Origin of the sequence: Aliiroseovarius sp. YM-037, assembly GCF_048060095.1 — a bacterium.
GTDB lineage: Bacteria > Pseudomonadota > Alphaproteobacteria > Rhodobacterales > Rhodobacteraceae > JBLUOA01.
The window spans coordinates 1,130,662-1,150,870 of the sequence record NZ_JBLUOA010000001.1; the positions used below are offsets into that span (position 1 = coordinate 1,130,662).

Below are 20,209 nucleotides of genomic sequence, written 5' to 3' on the forward strand. Positions count from 1 at the left end.
TCTTGATCTCCGACAGGAGTGAGCGTAGATCGCACCTCGCGAGAAGTTCGGGCCAAGCGCGATCAGAGAACGCGGATCGTTATGTTTTCACGCCGCCGGGAAGAGGCGTTTCGCCGCCTGTTTCCGATAGATGTTCGCCCGATCAACGGTTGAGGTCACTAATTGCGGATCATGTGCTTGAACGGCTGGGGCGGGAAGCTGTTCGGAGAGCTTCTGGCCTATATCGAAAAAGAGGCCCCCGACATTCTTTGTCTTCAAGAGGTCCTTCAAAGCCCCGGTACCGAAAAGGACTGGCTGACCTACCGTGACGGGGATTTCACTTTGCCGCAACGCGCCAACTTCTTCCGCGATGTTTCAAGTGCCTTGCCAGATCACGTCGCGGTGTTCTGTCCTGCGGCGCAAGGTGCGCTCTGGGATGGGGACCGTCCCATCCTGTCGCAATGGGGGCTGGCGACATTTATCCACAAGTCGCTGCCGGTAATCGGTCAGGTGCAGGGCTTTGTTCACAAAGACTATTCGTCGGACGGATACGGCGATCACCCGCGATCCCGCGGCGCCCATGGCATTCGCGTCTATGACCACGAAGCCAATCGGTCGGTCAGCGTCACGCATATGCACGGGCTACGCGATCTGAACGGCAAGATGGACACGCCCGAGCGCGGAGAACAGGCGCAAAGACTGCTCGACCTATCTCGGCAGGTTTCAGGCCCGGAGGACGTGGTGGTGATTTGCGGCGACTTCAACATCGAACCCGGCAGTGAAACGCTTGCGGTTCTCGCCGATGCCGGTCTGACCGAGCTTGTGACGGGTCGCGGTTTTGAAAGCACCCGGACCTCGCACTACAAGAAACCGGGTCGGTTTGCGGATTACATGCTCATCAACAACGAAGAGGCCGTGAAGCGTTTCGATGTGGTTCACGTGCCTGAGGTCTCGGACCACTGCCCGCTGGTGCTGGAGTTGTGATCGCTACTGTTGCCTCAGAAAGATCCAACTGAACGCCGCCATGATGGCGCGATCTGCGGTTACCGCACCAACCCCCACCCCCGTCAAATGAACCAAATCCGCGTGTTGCACGTTTTTTCCCCCGAACAAGGGAGAAAAAAGCTGGAACCGGTCAAGATATTACTCGATCACCTTAGAGGTGACGTGGTGGACCGGATCAAAACCGGTCGAGGTTCGCACGTCACGCGATCAGGTTGTTGCGAAAGTTAAGCGTGCGTTGGACGATGCGGGTGTCGAAATTCCGTTCCCCTCCCGCACATTGACGTTCAAGGAACCGCTGACTTTGGCCGGAGATAGCGAGGCGGAGAAATGAGCGGGCGCGTGACCTGTTCGACCCGCAATAGATCGGGGAGGAAATACGAAGCCGATGACAGACTCTCTCCAACCTATCGGGCTGTCCGTTCTTTCTCCGCCAGTTCTGTTCGGATTTGCACCCACGTCAGGACGGTGAAAAACACCGTTCCCCCTAGGATGTTGCCGAAAAACGCAGGCGCGACAAAGCTAAAGGCTGCGGCGCCCAGACTGATATCGCCGGAGAATACCAGTGCTGCCGCTTCGGTGGTCCCTGCGATCACGTGGGAAAAGTCGGCCAGCGCAATCAGATAGGTGATGAGGATAATAAGGATCGGGCGGGAGTCTTCGGCATTCGGCATGATCCAAACCAATGCCGCAATTAGCCACCCCGCGCCGATCCCACGCAGCATGGTTTCGCCCCAAGGAAACGATGTTGCGTGTCGCGACAGGTCAAGTATCGCGAACCAAATCTCTGGCTGGAAGCCGCGGGTTGCGTAGAGCACGTAGCCGAAGATAGACGCCCCGATCAAGTTGAAAATCAGAACCAGCGACCATAGCCGACACAGCTTGAACAAAGAGGAACCGCTTGGGGTATCGAGAACGGGGCAGACGGCGGTGATGGTGTTTTCCGTGAACAATTGCATCTGCCCCAAAATCACGATCAGGAAGCCGACGGAATAGCCGAAATTCTCAACCAGTGGGCGCCATTCCGCATCTGGAAGGTGGTGACGGAACAACGCTTCGGCCAAAACCGAAAACCCTAATGCCAACCCGGCGACGAGCGCCGACAGAACCAGCGCTGAGATGGGGCGGTTCAGTTCCTCAATCCCCTTGCGGCGGATGGATTCAAAGATCGCCGGCGCGCTGATCGGCACCTTGTCCTTGATCGCTTCCAGTTCTCGTGGATCGAAAGCGTCGTCGTTCTTCGTGTCAGAATTGGGTTCGGTCATCTGTCCTCTGAAAATTCATCGCTTATTTTGACGGGAGATCGCAGATAGCTGCGCCCGAGATGAGTATCCATCCGGGCGACTGTCGAACCACACCGTAGCGGTTCAACACAATTAGTGGCCGTGCTGTTCCATCTCGTCGGTTGCGCATTGGCATTGAGTTGGCCCCACGAGCCGAAACGATGGCGACCGGAGCGATGAATTGGGCGCGTGATTTAGCGCACCGGAACATATCGACACCGGACGGGTCATACCGCTCGACACGATCAACGACTGCACTGGAGTACAGGGAAGAACTGCACTTGCACTGTGAGAAGGGTGTTTTTTGGACAGTTTCTTTCCGGTTAATGGGCGTGAATTCAGAGGTTTGCCGCGGCAAAGTTGCTCGCGCTGATCGAGGTTTCCTGTCTCAGGCTCGATCACATGAGCGAGGACGAGAAACGCGCGTATGTGCTGGCCGACAACAAGCTCGCGTTGAATGCTGGCTGGGACGAGGATCTGCTGGCCGCCGAGCTGGACGCCTTAATGTCGGCCGATTTCGACTTCGATGTCTCGATCACAGGATTTTCAATTCCCGAGATCGACGGGGCTCTCGCGGCAATTACTCCGGAGGAACCCGGCGATCCAGACGACGATGTCCAGCCTGTAGATGCACCTCAACGGGTGCGACCTGGGGATGTCTGGCAACTGGGTCGACATCGACTGATCTGCGGCAATGCTCTCGACCCGATCGTTGTTGGTGCGCTGATGGATGGAGACGTGGCTCGCATGGTGTTTAGTGATCCGCCCTACAACGTGCCGATTGATGGTCACGTTGGCAATTCGGGAAAAGTCCAGCACCGCGAGTTCGCCATGGCCTCCGGGGAAATGAGCCAGACCGAGTTCGTAGGCTTTCTAGAACGGGCCTTCCGCAACCTCGTCCGTTACAGCGTGGACGGATCGATCCACTTTCTATGCATGGACTGGCGACACATGTCTGAGATGCTGGCGGCGGGGCAGGGGGTCTATGACGAAATAAAAAATCTCATTGTCTGGGCCAAAGACAATGGCGGTATGGGCACGTTCTACCGTTCGCGCCACGAGTTGATCTTTGTCTTCAAGAAGGGGACAGAACCTCACATCAACACGTTCGAGTTGGGTCAGCACGGACGTTATCGCACCAATGTTTGGGAGTATCGTGGGGCAAACAGTCGCCATGCAACCCGAATGGAGGAACTGGCGCTCCATCCGACTGTGAAGCCCGTGCAGATGATTGCCGACGCAATCCGGGATGTCTCCGGACGTGGCGAGATCGTGCTTGATATTTTCGGAGGCTCGGGATCAACGCTGATTGCAGCAGAAAAAACTGGTCGGCGTGGCTATCTTTGCGAGCTCGACCCGATCTATTGCGACCGGATCCTTTCCCGATGGGAAGCATATGCAAACGACGAAGCCGAACGACTGGTCTGTGGCTGGCAGGCACCGGTCGGCAAGCTGGAGGCGGCGGAATGAAAGAACGTCGCGTCAACCTGCCGGTACAAAAACCGGGGGCCAACTATGAAGTCGGCTATGGCAAACCGCCGAAAGCCACACAATTCAAGCCCGGGCGATCTGGCAATCCCAAGGGCCGGCCAAAGGGCGCGAAGAACAAGCGCCCCGGTCTACACGAAGAGCGGATGAAGGAAATCGTCCTCGACGAGGCCTATCGCGACATCACAGTGCGCGACGGCGTTCGCAACGTCACGATTCCTATGGCACAGGCTGTTATTCGAGCGTTGGCAGTCAATGCCGCAAAAGGCCAACACCGGGCGCAACGTCTCTTCGCCGAACTCTTGGCCTCGGTTGAGAGCTCGAGGAAGCTTCTTCATGATGAATATTTTGAGAATGCTGTGACTTATAAGCTGGAATGGGAGAAGGAACTTGAACGGCGGAACCAGCTCAATATCACGCATCTGCCCGATCCCCTTCCGCATCCCGATCAGATCAGGATCGACATGCGCGAGGGTACAATCCATATGACCGGCCCGATGACAAAGGAGGACAAGGCTCTGCTTGATCGGTGGGAACTACGCAAGCCGCAGATCAAGGAGGCTGTCAAGGCGCTGAAGGAGAACCTTGAACACGAGATCGACGCGGACGAGCGTGCGGATATCGAAAAACACATCAGAATAGGAGAAAAGATGCTTGCTGAGATCACAGAGGCAATCCCGGATTGAAAACGGAGCGGTGTTGCTTTCTCTTTGCTGCCATTTATGCTCCGCGTTGCATTTCCCAAGGGCAAGGTTAGCAAAGACCCCACTCCGGTCATTGGCAAGCAGTTCTGCGCTGTGATGCAGCGTTCGCATTACTGCCGTTCGTGCTTCGCGCGGCATTCGCGGTGGACCAATGACTGGGTCGCGGGACAAACCGGACCTTGGTGTGAAGCAGCTGAGTGTCCGCTTTGATTATCATTGCGAAACATCCTTTGCTCGACCAAGGTTATCTGGATCAAACACACCTCAAAGGTACTGGGCGATGAAAATCTCCAAAATCAGCGTCTTCCAGAAGGGCCTGCCTTACGGCGGTGGCGGGCTTGCCGTAGGTGATTTGAGCGAGGAGCGCACAAGAACATTTGATACGTTCAACAGCACTGTTGTGGTCGTGGAAACCGATGCCGGGCTTAGTGGTTGCGGTGAATCTTGCCCTTGGGGTCCAACTGACCCGGGCACGATGCGCGCTCTCCCGATCCTCGCTAACGCGCTATTGGGCATAGATCCGCGTCAACTCCACGAGATCGAACTGAATATGGATGCCGCAATCGAAGGGCACACCTATGCAAAAAGCGCGATTGATATTGCGTGCTGGGACATCCTTGGGAAAAGCAAAGACGTTCCTGTCTACGACCTGTTGGGGGGCAAGCTGACCGACGGCGCACCTCTGTATCGTTGTGTCATGGAGCAAAAACACGACAAGATACGAGCTGAGATTGAGCAGTACCGGGCCGCTGGCTACAAATACCTCAAACTTAGGGTCGGCATCCATCCAGAAGAAGATATAGAACTGATCCGTTTTGCAGCTGAAATCGCTGAACCTGGTGAAGTTGTTTACGCGGACGCAAATTGCCGTTGGACGCTTCCGGAAGCGATGCAAGTCGCACAGGCAATTGAAGACATAGACGTAATGATCGAACAACCCTGCCTGACCTATGAAGACTGCCTTCACCTGCGTAGGAACACGAACCAGTCGATGAAACTTGATGAGTTGGTGACGGATCAGTTCATTGCTAAGCGGATAATTCGTGACAAGGCTGCTGACGTTGCCTGCGTGAAGATGGCGCGCATTGGTGGGCTAACAAAGGCCCGCAGAATACGCGATATTTTCGTCGAAAAAGGCACAAAGGTCGTCACCGAATGCATGATGGGTGGTGAGATAATATCAGCGGCGGTATCGCATTTTGCGGCGTCCACGCCCGCGAACCTTTTGTTCAATACGACGGACCTACATGCCTACAATACGGAATCGACCGGTTCACCAGCGCCACCAACTTCTGACGGTCGATTGTATTGCCACGGCACACCGGGACTTGGTGTCGAGCCTGATTTCGAAAGTCTAGCTGATCCCGTAGCTGTCTATGAGTGATGCGAGCAATGACAATTGCCGAATACTTGCGTCCAGATGAACCCTGATGCGGTCATTGGCTGCGATGCAGAAAAACGGTAATTTGGGCTCCTAGCTGCCATTAGATCGATTGCAGCATGTTTGCGGAACTAGTTGCCTGCCACCAACAAGGACGGCCCATTCCGGACCTTCACCCTACCGTCACGATGCTGCGGTCGCAGCCCGGACAGCCGACATTCGCTGCTAATGCAAAGTGCGCAGACGGTCCAACTCACAGTCTGCGGGACGAAGCTGCCAATCACGCGAAGTAAAAGAACAGCGGCACGGGTGCCACTGCGCAAATGATGACTGCTAGAAATGCCCAAGCCGAATAGAGCCGTGACGCCCCGGCGATAAATGCAAGCCCCCCGCCACCACCTACGAGAGAGTTTCCCGGAATATTGAGCGCGGCTGCAAGCAAAATATGTCGGTGACGATGTAGTCTCTGACCCAGCTTTGATGGGACAATCAATAAAAGTTTGTCCAAGAGGTCTTTCGGAGCAGCGTTGCCTAGATCAGCAACGAATGTTGCGGCCTTGTTTAAGCCAAGCCAATCGAGCGCGTGGGCTAGGGCGGTCGCAGGCATAAGTCTCGCAATGAAGAATGAAAGCATCAAAGCTCCTAGCATCCCCAAATAAACGAGGGGCGCAATCTGTCCGCCAAAGAGCAACAGCAACGCGAAACCAATCTCGGCACCCGGAACGAAAGGAATGGCCGCCAAGACCACAAACGCAACAAAGGCTGTCATGACAATTCGATGGATCATAGGCTCGTTCATAGGGCGCAATTCGGGCACAGTCAGGTCTTTCAACACATCACTTAGAAGCCAGCCACCCAGCAAGAGTAAGGTGTAGAAAGCTATAGCCCTTCGGTTGGCCCAAAGACGTTTCAAAACCGAGCGCACATAGGGTTTTTGTCTGGTTCACTCGACAGCATGGTTTGACGTGTCTCGGTCAATGAAGCGCTTTCAGGGGCGGTTGAAATTTGTCCAATAAAAACGATTTCGCGATTTGTCGTCCAGTACCAACGGCGGCGTTCCCAAGTTATTGAAACCCGAATTGTACCGTCGCTTTTTACAAGGCCGTCATAGCCGAACTGACCACGGCTTTCGCTTTCGAGTATCCCTTTGAAGCGTACGCCATCCGTCGTTGCTTCAGCTTCATAAGTGCCGGGAACAAAGCCGCACCGCGTGCAGATGTCAGACCAGAAATGACCATTGTCAAAATATAGACTGTCACTGAGATCTGGGTTTTCGGCAGGGCCGATCATGCCTGTGAAGACGCGGCCGTCTAGGATACCTTCCGCGTTCCCTGTGGTCGCTACAGAAAAAGAGAGCACGAAGCCCAATGCCAAAGCAGAGAGTATGCGTCCGACAATCATTCACCAAACCTTAAAATGACAGACTATGCGGCAATTCGACTGCAAGCAATGGCATGCATTTATGTCCGCTTCGGGCTTTTCGCGGCCATCGGGTGCTGTGCAGCATCTCACGCTATTTCATCCTGGCCATCGTTGAGATCGGCCCATTCCCGACCTTGGACACGCGGATGGAATGCTGCAGTCGCAGCCCGCTTAGCAGCCATTCGCTGCGATAGCGAAATCTCGAGGTTCGCGAATGGGAAAGGCGCGGACAAAGCTGACGTCTAGATCAAAGCCAGACTATCCAAAGATGGCAGTTAGACGCTGATATGCGTTCTCCGGCCACACATCCTTGAACTCATAAAAGTTCTCGAAAATCGGAATGTCTGGATTTAGCGGAACCCATGTCTGCTTACTGGCTGTAAATATCTGCGCGTCTGGCGGACAGAGATAGGGGTGGTCCAGTGTGCCAACGCGGACGTACGTCAGTTTTCCCAGTCGAACGAGATAGCTGCTGAACACGGCGGTGCCGCAGGAAGCGCAGCGGGTGATGACTTGCCCCTTACCACTGGGTGTGTCGAGCTTGTGTTCCGTCGTTTTGCCGCTTGCGGAAACACGGTCCGCCTCGATGATGGCATTTAAGACGTACGCAGAGCCTGTTTGTTTCTGACATTCTTTGCAATGACAGCAATGCACAAACATCGGCTCAGAGCTCATCCGATACGTCACTTTTCCGCATCCACATGCGCCGGTGAGGAGAACTGTTTCTTCGGGTTCCATAACTTACTCCACCAGATTGTAGTGTTTGATGATCCGGGCTTCGACAAGCTCAGCCTCAGCGGGATCAATGTGCGGCGATCGATAGTCATCGCCAACGAATGCCTTAAGCGATGCCACGTCGCGCCAGACCATCACAAAACTGAACTCTCTCGGACTATCCGTTCGCGGCGCACCGGGCAGGACTTGGACAATACCGTCGGTTCCCTTCATCAAAGGGATTGCCGTATTGTGAAAGAACTCGCTGAATTCTTTCTCCTTACCTTCGCGAACAAGTACCTGAAAAATGCGCATTATCATGCTATGTCCCCCTATGAGCGGGTTTCACCTGCATGAGCACCTCAGATGTTCTTTTAGCACAAAGACCAGTGATTGTCGCGTTTGGGCTCGAAGTTGCCATCGGAGCAAGCGCGGCCTCTGAAGTTCTGAGCTGAGATTGATCTTCGAAGTCGGCCCATACCAGCCATTCATCGGGTCAGGCAACGCCGCAAAGCAGCTTTCCTATTGCAGACGTTGAATATCGTCGCGACCAATCTACTGAAGAACCGACCGGTTCACACGACACATGGCCAGAATGTTCGAGTTGTTTAGTCATCACCTGTTACGCGCGGGCCCTAACGTCTCCAATGCTCTGCGAGACATGCAACCGAGGCAGTTGCTGATCCTTGCTCGCCAATGCCTTGCTCTTCGCTGCTTCGGTGGTTCATCATTAGGCCAAAATCTGAGTGGCACCCAGGTGCTGATAGCTGGAGGGCGAGATGCGGGTTTTCTTTACAGGCGGTAGCGGCAAGGCGGGCAAATGGGCGGTCCGGTATTTGCAGGCGCAAGGGCACCACGTGGTGAATGTGGACAAAACACCCTCGGGGCTGGATTGTCCCGAGTTGTTGGCTGACCTTTGCGATGCGGGCCAAGTCATTGGTGCCATGTCGCAGTTCATTGAAAGCGCTGAGTTGGACTTGGGCACCGGCATTCCAACTTATGATGCGGTCGTGCATTTCGCGGCGATCCCCCGCGTCATGATCGGCACTGATGGTGAGTGCTTTCGGCAGAACACTTTGACCACCTACAACGTGATCGAGGCGGCCGTGAAGCTTGGAGTTCAGAAAGTCGTCTTTGCAAGCTCGGAGACAACCTATGCTGTGTGCTTTGCCGACGGAGAGTTGAAACCGGATTTCGTACCGATTGACGAAACCCATCCAACAGTGCCCCATGACAGCTACGCCATTTCGAAGGTCTGCAACGAGATGACCGCCCGGTCCTTTCAGGCTCGAACGGGCGCCGACATTTACGGATTGCGGATCAATAACGTTATCGAGCCCGACGAATATGCTGAGAAGTTCCCGGCATTCATAGAAAATCCAGCCCTACGCCGCCGCAACATCTTTGCCTATATTGATGCCCGCGATTTGGGGCATATGGTGGACTGCTGTTTGAACACGGATGGTCTGGGCTATGAGGTGTTCAACGTATCCAACGACGACATGTCAGTCGATATTACCTCGAAACAGGTGATTGAACAGTTCTATCAGGGTGTCGAGATTCGCGGTGAGATGGGCGCAGACGAGACGTTCTATTCCAACAAAAAGGCGAGGAAGATGGTTGGGTTTCAGCCGAAGCACTCCTGGCGGGATGTCTTGGAATGATCGTGCAGGCTTAACATTTGCTCAATTTAAGGAGCCATGAGCGTCTCGACACGGGCGGCCCATTCCTGACCTTCAACTCAAGTTCAAGATGCTGCAGTGCTGTCGTCATAGTTGCCAGTCGCTGCAGGTGCGAAATTTGATAGTAGCCGAACTCACAAATCGCGGACCAAAGCTGCCACCCACTTCTATTCCGACCTTGCATTTTCGACGCAAGGCGCGATGCTTCCATTGCCCATGAAACAAATCTCGCAAAGCCTCAATCAGCTAGCCGATAGCTTGAAGAAATCTCACACGTGGAACGCTGCAACTAAGACGTTGCCACGTTTGGTTTTCAGTATGGTTGTAGTATTTATTTCTGCAATGGCTGCGATGCTCGGTTCTCTGTTCTTACTGTTAAATACGCCCCTATTAGGAATCGTGGGCGGCGCGGTTTTTGTCGTGCTTCTGCTTTTATTGGCCATTTTGGCTCGAGAAGCGCGACGGCGGGAAAACGGCGAATAAGGCACAGAGCCGACATGTGGATGTTGCGGTCAGATAAATTCGAGCGGAGAATAGTGACAAGGTCTGCTAAGCGGGCTCAGTTGCCGTAAATTTGACCTTGTCCAATGTCTGCTCATAGTCTGCCAAAGAGCACCTATAGGGCGTCCGCGAATGAAATTTTCAACCAAAGACATCGAACCATTTACCGCGTTTGAAAAGAATGGCTGGGAGAAAGCCGCAGAAGCATACCATGATCATTGGGGTGCATTGTCGGCGCAATCAGCGATCCCAATGCTCCAATTGGCCGGGCTAAAACAGGGCGCAGATGTTCTTGATGTGGCAACTGGCGCTGGTTACATCGCGGCGGCGGCAAAGGGTATGGGGGCCAATCCCATCGGGTTGGACTTCTCAAGCGCTCAAGTCGAATTAGCTCGGAAAACAAACCCAGACATCGAGTTCCTTGAAGGTAACGCACAAGACCTGCCTTTCAATGATCAAAAATTTGATGTGGTCGTAATGGGCTTTGGAATGAACCATCTGCCAGAACCGGAGAAAGCTGCCCAAGAAGCGTGGCGGGTTTTGAAACCGGGTGGTGCCTTCGCCTTCTCCGTGTGGGCCGCTCCGGTTGCTGGTGAAGGATTTGGGATTGTGTTGTCTGCCATCGAAAGTCACGGCGTCCCGAATGCAAGGCTGCCTGCGGCACCGCCTTACTTTCGGTTCGCAGACCCAAACGAAGTCAAGGCAGTGCTGGAACCGGCAGGTTTCAATGACATTTCAACCGCGATTACGCCTCAGGTTTGGCGGCACACTCGTCCCGACGAGGTGTTTGACGCCTTTAACGAGGGTGCAGTTCGCGCAACTGCCATGCTGAAGTGTCAACCTGAAAAAGTCCGCGAGAAAATCAGGGAGGTCGTGCGTGCTGAAGTTTGCGAGTTAGCGATGGGCGAAGACTATCTAATCCCGGTACCAGCATCGTTGTCGGTGGGCCTCAAAGAAAGCTGACGTTCACTGCAATGCATTGCAACCGAAGGCATAGGCTCCATACGGACAATGGGTGCGACTTGTTGGGGCGAGACAAGGGCAGCCGCCTTGGTTGCCGACTCCGCTAAGCCTTGGCGGAAGATGTGTCTTGGCAGCTATTAAGCGCACTAGCCCGGAGGTAAGAAACGCCATCCCACGGGCCGCCGCTGTCGCGGCTTGGAGATCAGGTCGCTGTCCGCTCTGCACGGCTGAGCAAATCGAGCAGCTCAAAGTTTCATAGACATCTCGTGCCAAGTCATTCCTCCATGTTCAGAAATCGATGGCTGCAAATAGCTGTATCCAAATCTCTCGTAGAGTGGGACGTGATGCTCTTTGCACATGAGATGGATTGTGGATTTACTCATCCTTTTCATGCGCCCCACGAATTCGACCATCAATGCCCGTGATAGACCCTTACCCTGATGCGCGGGATCAACAACAAAAGACATTATTACGACATTTGGGGCGTCGGGGTCATGGCCAACAAGCTCTTTGAACTCTTCGTCAGACATTTCGACTTCATGAGCACATCCGCAATTCACAAAGCCAACTATCTCGCCTTCAACCAAAAAAACTAGGAAGCCATCGGGATAGATCTCAATCCTTTTGGAAATCTTTTCGAGCGTTGCTGCCTCATCGCCTTCGTAGGCATCAATCTCTATTTCAAAGCAGCGAGTTGCGTCGGAAGGTTTGGCGTTTCGAAATTCACTCATGTGCCTATACTATTCGGGATAGATCGAGTTGCAAAACCGCCGTTCGTACTCATCGCAGCATTGGTTACTGAGGGCTCGTTGCGACCATAGGAGCAAGCGCGCATCAGAATGGTGGACCCGATTGTCTACGACGAGGACGGCCCATTCCGGACATTGCCGATGTAGTCAAGCGCTGCGGTGCAGCTTCACCAAACCGGGCTTTCGCCGCACTGCGGAAATGTTGTATCACTCGAACTCACAGATCGCGGGACAAACGCACCGTTCGGCCTCACTACTCATAGTGATGCTTTTGATCCATAGCGGCCCTTGGCTGCCAGCGCTGCATTGCATGGTTTTCGAGGGGTGATCAACCGATGATCCTGGCCTCGCATCAAATCGCGAATGCTTGGCCATCCAAATCGGTCGTTTATATGGGTGCTTTCTGTCTCACCGTTCAAGAGGACTGTAACGGTTACTATGCAACTGTTCATTCCAGGACCGGCTTCTGGCATAGTGATGCTGGGGAACTAAAAGAGGAACGCCGTCCCAACCGGGACCTAAGAATACTGAGCAATGGACAAACTTTCGGTCATGAACGCATTCTGCCGGATCGTCGATCGCGGCAATTTCGCTCGCGCAGCCGAGGATCTTGGCGTGTCATCGGCACTGCTCAGCCGCGAGGTGAAGCTGCTCGAAGAGAGCCTCTGCTGCGTGCTTCTCACTCGGACCACACGCACCATGTCGCTGACCGACCATGGACGTCACTACTATGATCAGGCTCAGGCGATATTGGACGCGGTCGGACAGGTTGAAGACCGGATACGGCGGCATTCAGGCGAGGTGCGCGGAAATCTCAGGATCAATGCGCCGAACTCCTATGGGCAGATTGTGCTGTCGCCGCTGATACCTGAATTTCTGACCCAACATCCCGATCTTGAAGTGACGCTGTCGCTGGATGATCGAGTTATCGACATGATCGAAGGTGGGTTCGATCTGTCGATCCGCATTCGCGCCGAGTTACCGGATTCAGCGTTGGTTGCGCGCAGGCTTTCCACTGTCCGCCAGCGCCTGTTTGCCAGCCCGGACTATCTTGCGCAGGCCGGCACACCAAAGACGCCGACGGCGCTACGTGACCATGCGACCGCAGCCTACATGCTCGCTGACGATGCACTGCACTGGACGCTGACAGGACGGGATAGAACTGAGGTGATCACCCTGGCGCCACGGCTCAGGGTCGGGTCAAGTTTGGTCTTGCGGGATCTGCTGATCGCAGGGTTCGGGATCGGTGCTCTACCGGATTTCATATCTGACATCCCGGAGGCGGATGGGCGACTTGTGCGGGTCTTGCCAGACTACGAGCTGCCGCCACGCTACGTTTTCGCCGTGACCGCCTCGCGGCTGGGGTCTGACGCCAAGGTCACGGCCTTTCTCGATCAACTACGCGCCACCCTCGCGCCCTGACATTCTTAACGCCCGGTAAAATATGATTTGCGCAAAGCCCGGTTAATCCAGCGCCGCCAAATGCGCATCCTCTGAGCAACGAAATAAACAGCTCAAGAGGATCACATGACCCGCATACTCGTTCTTTACTACTCCAGCTACGGCCATGTCCGCACGCTCGCCGAGGCCGAGGCCGAAGGTGCGCGAACAGTGACAGGCGCAATCGTCGATATTCGCCGAGTGCCCGAAACCGTTCCGGCTCACATCCGCAAGTCCTCCGGCTTTATCGAAGATGATACGCCCGAGGCTGCCCCCGCCGATATGGCAAACTATGACGCAATCATTTTTGGCACGCCGACACGGTTCGGCATGATGGCAAGCCAAATGAAACAATTCCTCGATATGGCTGGTGGCCTTTGGGCGCAGAATGCTTTGATCGGCAAGGTCGGCGCGGTGTTTGCCTCGACCGGATCGCAGCATGGTGGTCACGAGGCGACGATGCTGTCCTCGCATATCCCGCTTTTGCATTTCGGTATGGTGATTGCCGGCATGCCTTACACTTTTGCCGGTCAGACCACCCGCGACGGCATCATCGGTGGCGCGCCTTATGGCGCCGGAACGATTGCCGGGGCGGATGGTGCGTTGCAGCCAACGGAAACCGATCTTGCCGGTGCCCGATTTCAGGGCGCACATGTCGCCCGGCTCGCCGTTGCGCTGAGTTCGGCGCGGTCCTTGGCAGAGGTTGCGTGATGTCCAGCCGACCCGATCTTACCCTCGATTTCTTTCACGACGTCGTCTGCTGCTGGTGCTTCAATATCTCGTCGCGGATGCGCAGGTTGACCTCCGAGTTCGATCTCGACATCCGGCACCGCACCTTCGTGCTGCAAGCAAGTCCTGCCGAAATGCGCGTGCGTTGGGGAAGTCCCGACGAAGCGAGTCAAACCATCCTTGGCCACTGGGACACCTGCCGCGCCGTAAGCGATCAGCCAGAGTTGATTGATGTCGATGCCATGCGCCAAGCAGACTTTGACTATCCGCATGGATACACCGCCGCGCTGGCCTGCAAGGCGGCAGAGGTTTTAGGTGGACAGGAACTACACTGGACGCTGTTCGACCGGATCCAGCTTGCGCACCTGTCCGAGGCCCGCAATATCGCCGACCCTGCGGAACTCACGCAACTTGCTCAGGATGTCGGGCTTGATCCCGATCAGTTCGCATTGGCGATGACCGATCCGGCGATAGCGCGCGACGTCGAGGCCGACCGCCAACACGCCCGCGCTTTGCAGGTGCGTGCAATCCCAGCCCTTGTGGTTCGCGAAACGGGTACCCGCCTTGTGAACGGCCCACTTGACGACCTGCGCGCGCAAATCCGCGCCGCAATTCACCTCAATCCCAACTGAAGAAAGGCACATTCGATGTTTCGCAAACCTTCACCCCGCTCTGAAGCGCGCCGTCACCGGCGCGGCGTTCCACGCGATCTTTCACCGCGCTTGATGCGCGATATCGGTCTTGAACCATGGCCCGACCGGTCCGTCACGATCCCCCGCCTTTGGTAGCCGTCCGCGCTGCCATCGGCCCAAAAAGGAGCCCCGCTATGTCCCGCATGAAGGATACCATTCTCACCGCGCTCGCCCCGGCAGTCTGGGGCAGTACCTACCTTGTCACGACGCAGTCACTGCCTGCCGATGTTCCGCTGACACTCGCGGTGCTCAGGGCATTGCCTGCCGGGCTTCTCCTATTGGTGGTCACCCGAAACCTGCCGTCGCAGGTCTGGATCGGGCGGGTATTCCTACTTGGTGCGTTCAATTTCGCGATCTTCTGGTCGCTGCTATTCATTGCCGCCTATCGTCTTCCGGGCGGCGTAGCGGCCACACTGGGCGCGACGCAAACGTTAATGGTGCTTGGCCTGTCGCGTCCTTTGCTCGGCACGGGCATTCGTCCGGCTTCGGTGTTTGCCGCATTTGCGGGCATCGGGGGGGTCGCGCTACTTGTTCTCAATCCGCAAGCAACCCTTGATCCTGTCGGGATAGCCGCCGGATTGGGCGGGGCCGCGTCGATGGCCTTGGGCACGGTTTTGTCCCGCAAATGGCAACCACCTGTGCCCGCCCTAACGTTCACTGCTTGGCAGCTGACGGCGGGGGGCTTGCTGCTCTTGCCTGTGGCACTCGTTTTCGAACCGACCCTGCCGCCACTCACACCAACCAATCTGGCGGGGCTTGTCTGGCTCGGCCTGATCGGTGCGGCGGTGACGTATTGGCTCTGGTTTCGCGGCGTCGCCCGAATTGAACCCGGTGCCGTATCAATGCTTGGCCTGATGAGCCCGCTCACTGCAGTTCTGCTGGGATGGCTCTGGCTCGACCAGTCCCTGACGCTCCAGCAATCCATCGGCGCAGCAATCCTGCTCGCCTCGGTCTGGCTCGGCCAGATCGCCAATCTTCCCCAACGTTTCACAAACAGAAAGGTCACCCTATGAAACGCATGATTACCCTAACATCTGCGGCGCTTTTTGCTCTGCCCTTTGCTGCACAGGCAGACGAAGGCACCTTTGTCTCCGACGGCGTGCCGCTTCACTACACCGACCAAGGCACTGGGTCCGCTGTCGTGATGTTGCACGCGTTCGCCGGATCGTCGGTTCTTTGGGCGAGCAACGGACTCATGCCGCTCGACGGGTTTCGCGTGATCAGTTTTGATGCCCGTGGCCACGGAGAGAGCTGCAAGCCCACCGAGGCCGATGCCTATGGCACGCAAATGGTAGATGACGTGATCCGGATCATGGACGATCGCGGCGTCGAAACCGCGCACATCGTCGGCTACTCGATGGGGGCCGAAACCGCGTTGAAACTCGCCACGACATATCCGGACCGCGTGTTGTCACTGGTCGTTGCCGGCTCTGGCTGGTCGGGTGAAGCCGAGGCGCAGACTTACGGATTCATCGCCGATGCCCTTGGCGGTGTCGCGACGTTTGGCGACTTCATGGTCGCCATGGCCCCGGACGGAAACGCTACAAGCGAAGAGGACATGCGAACCGGAATCGCAATGTTGAGCGCGCATGGCATCTCTCCGGATCAGGACGCCGCGCCGCTGGCCGCGACCGCTGGCGCGATGCACGAGGTAATCGGGCTTTCATCCGCAACGCTTTCCGCAATCGACGTTCCGGTACTGGGCATCGCGGGGGAAACAGATGAAGAGCGCAAAAATGTTGCCCGCTTAGGTGACGCAATTCCCGACTTCTCGTTTGTCATGATCCCTGATGCGGATCATCTTTCGGCACCGCTCGCTCCACTTTTCACACAAACCGTTTCGGCCTTTCTGAAAGACTGACAGCCCCCATCGAAAGGAATGGACCCATGCATATACGGCTAACCCAAACTGAAATTTCCACCGCGCGCAGTGCCGGGTTGCTTTACCTCATCATCATTGTGTGCGGGATCAGCGCCGAAATCATGCTGCGCGGTCCAGTGATTGACCTGATGGACGCCAGCGACACCGCAGAGGCAATTCTTGCGTCGCTGGGGCGCTTCCGGCTTTCCATTGCCTTTGATCTGATCATGGCGCTGGCCGATGCCGGACTTGCCGTCCTGCTCTTCGTGCTGTTCCGCCCCGTTGCTCCCGCGCTTGCACTGGCGGCGATGGTCTTCCGGCTGGTTCAGTCGGTGATCATCGGCGCCAATTTGATGAACCTGCAAGCCGCGGTGCTTTTGTTGACTGGCAGTCAGGAAACCGCCGCGCTGGCCTCTGATCAGGTCGACGCCATGAGCCTGCTGTTTCTCAACCTGCATGGTCATGGCTACGATCTCGGGCTGGTGTTCTTTGGCATCAACAGCCTGATGACAGGTGCCCTGATCTGGCGCGCGGGCTTTATTCACAAAGCCTTTGGCGTAGGCGTCGCGTTGGCTGGCATGGTCTATCTGATCGGCAGCGCCTTGCGGTTTTTCGCGCCAGAGCTTTCGGCAATGTTTGCTCCGGCCTATGGGCTGACCATGATTGCTGAAACTGCGTTTTGTTTGTGGCTCTTGTCTGCAAGGAAAATCGCACGAAACCGTGGTTGAGCCAATCGGCTCACGGTTTCACTGGATCCGACTGTGTTGTTTAATGAATGATCAGGAGAAGCTTGATGACAGAACGAGGTTTCACCATCCGCGCCCTTGGCGAAATCGCCATCCGCTGCATTCACCTTGACGCGATGGTCGCGTTCTACCGTGACGTGATCGGGCTCGAACCGCTTGGTGATCCGGACAACGGCCGCGTCGTTTTCTTCCGAATTGCCGAAGGGTTTGGCGGCCACACCGCCGTGTTGGCGCTATTTCGTCACGACATCGAAGGCGCTGGCCACACCGAGGCAGGTGATGTGCCGCCGGTGACGGGTTCGGGGTCTTCACTGCATCACATCGCGCTCAGCCTGCCCTGGGAGGAACAAGATGCCGTCGTTGCATGGTACGAAAAACTCGGTCGGGACTACACCATAGAAACGTTCGATTGGGTCGGGTGGCGCGGTGTCTTTACCTTCGATCCCGACGGCAACACCGTCGAACTTGTCGCCAAGAATCCGCAGTGGAGCGAGTGTTCAAGCCCATCACCAGAACTTACTACCCGTTGAACCACTCTGCAAAGCGGACGTTGGCCGCGCAGCAGCAAGTCGGGGGTATGGGCTCGCAGCGGACCTTAGAGGCGGCGCAGCATCAACGGGTTCGCGTCTCCATCTAACTGGCGAGGACGGCCCATTCCGGACATTGCCGATGTAGTCAAGCGCTGCGGTGCAGCTTCACCAAACCGGGCTTTCGCCGCACTGCGGAAATGTTGTATCACTCGAACTCACAGATCGCGGGACGAAGTTGTCATTCACTGCACTTGCTTCAACGTCGGCTTTCGGTACGCAGGATCTAGTCGCTTACGATTTTCTTCCCAATGAAACGGCTGGAACATCAACCAGTGGCCTTTATTGTGGCCCGGAACAATCACGATATGGACCTCACTCTGAGCGCCCATCTCTTCCAAGGCCGCAAGGTTCATTTGGGAATGCTCAATGCTGTAGAATACGTCGTTCTCGCCATAAACGGATAAGACCGGTCCATCGAAAGTCCCTATGCGCCGAAAGAGTGTCGGATTGATTTCGAGGTCCCCAAAGCCCTCCGCCACCCATCCTCCAACGAAGTTGATTACGCCCGCAGCCTTTTCCGGATCCTCCCCAGCCTGCATGAGGGCAACCACGTCCCGCGTGAGAAACCTGTAAGAAGGACTGGTCCCGAACTCACATCAGGCCGTTGCTTCAACGCGCGCAAGGCAGCGTTTGCATCTGCTAGACCGCGTTCCGCCCCGGCCAGCGATAGTCGCGCCTCCGGCGAATATCCTAAACAGTTAGATGCGTTGCTCCAAGACGGCAGGTAACCAGTGTCGTATGAATATTTCGAATAACCGTTCAAAGGGGTCGAGTGGGTCTTTTCCACAAAAAAATCCGGCTGCTCGTAGATCCACGCGAAATCCCACGATGCAATCGTAGTCAATCCAGCGTTTCGGGCCGCAAAGCACCCAACAACGGTCCGGAGTAACTCGAGTGGTTCGAGCGGGGCCATGAACTATCGGACCTATGCCGGAAGACCGGCAATGATTGTGATGCGGGATCGTCAATTACAGTATTTTTTGAGGTCGAAATGGGACGCTCTGTTGTCTGCAGCAACGTCGAGAAACATCTTTCGATCTCATCGGCTTTCCTGAAAGAGGTCAAATGACCGTAGGTCGAGCTTACCGTTTGAGTATTCGCGTGTCCTAGTTGATCTGCAACGGTCATCAATGACGCTCCATCCTGCAATAGCTGACTCGCGTAAGTGTGCCTGAGTCCATGAAACGTCAAGTTTCTTGGCAAACCGGCCAGTGTTCGAGCGTGCTGGAAATATGATCTGTATTCGCCTCCCCAAATGCGACCATTACTCTTACGGAACATTCGATCAGATCCGGTCTTGTCTTTCGTCAATCCTCGGAAAAATTCGATGGCTTCCGACGGTAAGAGTACATGACGAGTTTTGCGGCCTTTAGGACTCGCCACAAATAGCGATCTGGTGTGTTCGGAAAAATCTTTCGCAGACATTGCGATGAGCTCATTTGCGCGACAGCCCGTGTAGAGAGCGGCCGTCACTAACTGACGGAGATCAATATTGCACTTTTCCAGAAGCAGGTGACACTCGGCTCTATCCAGAAAAATGATCCGAGGTCGATCCACATTCGGCAGCCTCCTCAAGCATCGCATCGGGTGATCGTTTTCCAGGTGCCGCCGTTCCCACGCTAACTCAAATGCACCACGCAGTATGCTGACGAGAGCATTGAACGTCTTCTTTCGTTTGCGCAGTTGATCTTGAGACATTGATCGAATGTTCAATCGACTGGTTGCAACATTCTTTGACCGCTTGGGTGGTGTTTCTAGTACATCCACTGCCAGTTTATGAAATGCATTGCCGTCGAATTCAGCGATAGGAATATGGGAGACGCGGGGAACAAGATGGTAGTTTATCAGGCTTACGAGCGTTTCAAAGTGGGACCGACTGGCCGCAAGAACTTTCCATTCCAGGTACTCTTTTAGTGCGTGACCGACTGTGTATTCTCGACAAATTGGACAAATGCTGAGATCACGCTTTGATCCGACTTGATAGGGCTCAGCCGCGACCGCAACGACTTCTCGCGTTGAAAACCAGATCTCCGCCAGCTTAACCGCTTCATGGAAATCGGCAGTCAGTCTACGAGCCCGGAATGCTTGGCACAATCGCCGCTGACTATAACCTCCGTCACGTCGGCGAACGCGAGCGACCCAATATCCCACTCGGTCGCGCTTTACTTCAAGGCCAACGTGACGACAATAACTCAATATGTTGAAATAAGGCGACTTTCGAGCGGATAAACTCAATACGACATCTTGATCACTTAAGTCGGGTCGCCAATTTGCGTTCATTGC

General features: G+C 55.4%; 22 protein-coding genes and 1 pseudogene. 15 read left to right on the plus strand and 8 right to left on the minus strand.

The genetic code is table 11. The annotated features are described in order from the left end of the window. The first annotated feature begins 171 nt into the window (after positions 1–171). Together ACEWPJ_RS05535 and ACEWPJ_RS05540 are read left to right on the plus strand one after the other, a co-directional pair. Complete coding sequence (locus tag ACEWPJ_RS05535) at positions 172–963, plus strand: endonuclease/exonuclease/phosphatase family protein (RefSeq protein WP_416511532.1); 792 nt, start codon at positions 172–174, stop codon at positions 961–963. A gap of 163 nt (positions 964–1,126) precedes the next feature. Beyond that, a pseudogene (locus tag ACEWPJ_RS05540) lies at positions 1,127–1,315 on the plus strand (mechanosensitive ion channel family protein); the annotation flags it as partial. A gap of 73 nt (positions 1,316–1,388) precedes the next feature. On the opposite strand, the gene ACEWPJ_RS05545 reads toward ACEWPJ_RS05540, so the two are convergent. Beyond that, complete coding sequence (locus ACEWPJ_RS05545; protein ID WP_416511533.1) at positions 1,389–2,246, minus strand: formate/nitrite transporter family protein; 858 nt, start codon at positions 2,244–2,246, stop codon at positions 1,389–1,391. A gap of 420 nt (positions 2,247–2,666) precedes the next feature. Between ACEWPJ_RS05545 and ACEWPJ_RS05550 the strand changes: the two genes are divergently transcribed. The 3 genes from ACEWPJ_RS05550 to ACEWPJ_RS05560 all read left to right on the plus strand — a co-directional run bounded on the left by ACEWPJ_RS05550 (position 2,667) and on the right by ACEWPJ_RS05560 (position 5,840). Further along, positions 2,667–3,734: a DNA modification methylase gene (locus ACEWPJ_RS05550; RefSeq protein WP_416511534.1), complete on the plus strand. Its 1,068-nt coding sequence runs from the start codon at positions 2,667–2,669 to the stop codon at positions 3,732–3,734. Continuing rightward, a complete protein-coding gene (locus ACEWPJ_RS05555; RefSeq protein ID WP_416511536.1) occupies positions 3,731–4,438 on the plus strand; it encodes a DUF5681 domain-containing protein in 708 nt (235 codons plus the stop codon). Before ACEWPJ_RS05550 ends, ACEWPJ_RS05555 begins: the two co-directional genes overlap by 4 nt. Positions 4,439–4,736: 298 nt before the next feature. Then, positions 4,737–5,840: a mandelate racemase/muconate lactonizing enzyme family protein gene (locus ACEWPJ_RS05560; RefSeq protein WP_416511538.1), complete on the plus strand. Its 1,104-nt coding sequence runs from the start codon at positions 4,737–4,739 to the stop codon at positions 5,838–5,840. Positions 5,841–6,117: 277 nt separating this feature from the next. Here the strand turns inward: ACEWPJ_RS05560 and ACEWPJ_RS05565 are convergent, their stop codons facing one another. The 4 genes from ACEWPJ_RS05565 to ACEWPJ_RS05580 all read right to left on the minus strand — a co-directional run bounded on the left by ACEWPJ_RS05565 (position 6,118) and on the right by ACEWPJ_RS05580 (position 8,294). Next, positions 6,118–6,750, minus strand: a complete 633-nt coding sequence (locus ACEWPJ_RS05565; protein ID WP_416511539.1) for a hypothetical protein — start codon at positions 6,748–6,750, stop codon at positions 6,118–6,120. After that, a complete protein-coding gene (locus ACEWPJ_RS05570; RefSeq protein WP_416511541.1) occupies positions 6,747–7,238 on the minus strand; it encodes a hypothetical protein in 492 nt (163 codons plus the stop codon). The genes ACEWPJ_RS05565 and ACEWPJ_RS05570 overlap by 4 nt, the downstream gene beginning before the upstream one ends. 279 nt (positions 7,239–7,517) lie before the next feature. Next, positions 7,518–7,997: a GFA family protein gene (locus ACEWPJ_RS05575; RefSeq protein WP_416511543.1), complete on the minus strand. Its 480-nt coding sequence runs from the start codon at positions 7,995–7,997 to the stop codon at positions 7,518–7,520. A 3-nt stretch (positions 7,998–8,000) separates the two neighbouring features. Next, positions 8,001–8,294 (minus strand): antibiotic biosynthesis monooxygenase family protein, encoded by a 294-nt coding sequence (locus ACEWPJ_RS05580; protein ID WP_416511544.1) that lies wholly within the window; start codon positions 8,292–8,294, stop codon positions 8,001–8,003. Between the two features lie 458 nt (positions 8,295–8,752). Here ACEWPJ_RS05580 and ACEWPJ_RS05585 point away from each other — a divergent pair, with 458 nt between their 5' ends. The 3 genes from ACEWPJ_RS05585 (at position 8,753) to ACEWPJ_RS05595 (ending at position 11,119) form a co-directional block, all read left to right on the plus strand. Further along, positions 8,753–9,637: an NAD-dependent epimerase/dehydratase family protein gene (locus ACEWPJ_RS05585; RefSeq protein ID WP_416511546.1), complete on the plus strand. Its 885-nt coding sequence runs from the start codon at positions 8,753–8,755 to the stop codon at positions 9,635–9,637. Positions 9,638–9,871: 234 nt separating this feature from the next. Continuing rightward, the gene (locus ACEWPJ_RS05590) at positions 9,872–10,138 is read left to right on the plus strand and encodes a hypothetical protein (RefSeq protein ID WP_416511548.1); all 267 of its coding nucleotides are present in this window, start codon (positions 9,872–9,874) and stop codon (positions 10,136–10,138) included. Between the two features lie 150 nt (positions 10,139–10,288). Next, positions 10,289–11,119, plus strand: a complete 831-nt coding sequence (locus ACEWPJ_RS05595; protein ID WP_416511550.1) for a class I SAM-dependent methyltransferase — start codon at positions 10,289–10,291, stop codon at positions 11,117–11,119. Between the two features lie 245 nt (positions 11,120–11,364). Here ACEWPJ_RS05595 and ACEWPJ_RS05600 read toward each other — a convergent pair whose 3' ends face one another. Then, positions 11,365–11,850 (minus strand): GNAT family N-acetyltransferase, encoded by a 486-nt coding sequence (locus tag ACEWPJ_RS05600; RefSeq protein ID WP_416511552.1) that lies wholly within the window; start codon positions 11,848–11,850, stop codon positions 11,365–11,367. A gap of 570 nt (positions 11,851–12,420) precedes the next feature. Between ACEWPJ_RS05600 and ACEWPJ_RS05605 the strand changes: the two genes are divergently transcribed. The 7 genes from ACEWPJ_RS05605 (at position 12,421) to ACEWPJ_RS05635 (ending at position 17,866) form a co-directional block, all read left to right on the plus strand. Further along, entirely contained in the window at positions 12,421–13,290 is an 870-nt protein-coding gene (locus tag ACEWPJ_RS05605) for a LysR family transcriptional regulator (RefSeq protein ID WP_416511553.1), read from the plus strand. A 105-nt stretch (positions 13,291–13,395) separates the two neighbouring features. Beyond that, complete coding sequence (wrbA, locus tag ACEWPJ_RS05610) at positions 13,396–14,019, plus strand: NAD(P)H:quinone oxidoreductase (protein ID WP_090217304.1); 624 nt, start codon at positions 13,396–13,398, stop codon at positions 14,017–14,019. Further along, positions 14,019–14,669: a DsbA family oxidoreductase gene (locus ACEWPJ_RS05615; RefSeq protein ID WP_416511554.1), complete on the plus strand. Its 651-nt coding sequence runs from the start codon at positions 14,019–14,021 to the stop codon at positions 14,667–14,669. The genes wrbA and ACEWPJ_RS05615 overlap by 1 nt, the downstream gene beginning before the upstream one ends. A gap of 194 nt (positions 14,670–14,863) precedes the next feature. Next, positions 14,864–15,742 carry an EamA family transporter gene (locus tag ACEWPJ_RS05620; protein ID WP_416511556.1) on the plus strand — a complete coding sequence of 293 codons (879 nt, stop codon included), beginning with the start codon at positions 14,864–14,866 and terminating at the stop codon, positions 15,740–15,742. After that, positions 15,739–16,590 carry an alpha/beta fold hydrolase gene (locus tag ACEWPJ_RS05625; RefSeq protein WP_416511558.1) on the plus strand — a complete coding sequence of 284 codons (852 nt, stop codon included), beginning with the start codon at positions 15,739–15,741 and terminating at the stop codon, positions 16,588–16,590. The genes ACEWPJ_RS05620 and ACEWPJ_RS05625 overlap by 4 nt, the downstream gene beginning before the upstream one ends. 77 nt (positions 16,591–16,667) lie before the next feature. After that, on the plus strand, positions 16,668–17,318 hold the full coding sequence (locus ACEWPJ_RS05630) for a DUF4386 domain-containing protein (protein WP_416511560.1): 651 nt from the start codon (positions 16,668–16,670) through the stop codon (positions 17,316–17,318). 65 nt (positions 17,319–17,383) lie between these two features. Next, complete coding sequence (locus tag ACEWPJ_RS05635) at positions 17,384–17,866, plus strand: VOC family protein (RefSeq protein WP_416511561.1); 483 nt, start codon at positions 17,384–17,386, stop codon at positions 17,864–17,866. A 242-nt stretch (positions 17,867–18,108) separates the two neighbouring features. Here the strand turns inward: ACEWPJ_RS05635 and ACEWPJ_RS05640 are convergent, their stop codons facing one another. Further along, positions 18,109–18,465 carry a hypothetical protein gene (locus tag ACEWPJ_RS05640; protein WP_416511562.1) on the minus strand — a complete coding sequence of 119 codons (357 nt, stop codon included), beginning with the start codon at positions 18,463–18,465 and terminating at the stop codon, positions 18,109–18,111. A gap of 301 nt (positions 18,466–18,766) precedes the next feature. Next, positions 18,767–20,206 carry a tyrosine-type recombinase/integrase gene (locus tag ACEWPJ_RS05645; protein WP_416511564.1) on the minus strand — a complete coding sequence of 480 codons (1,440 nt, stop codon included), beginning with the start codon at positions 20,204–20,206 and terminating at the stop codon, positions 18,767–18,769. Between the last annotated feature and the right edge of the window lie 3 nt (positions 20,207–20,209).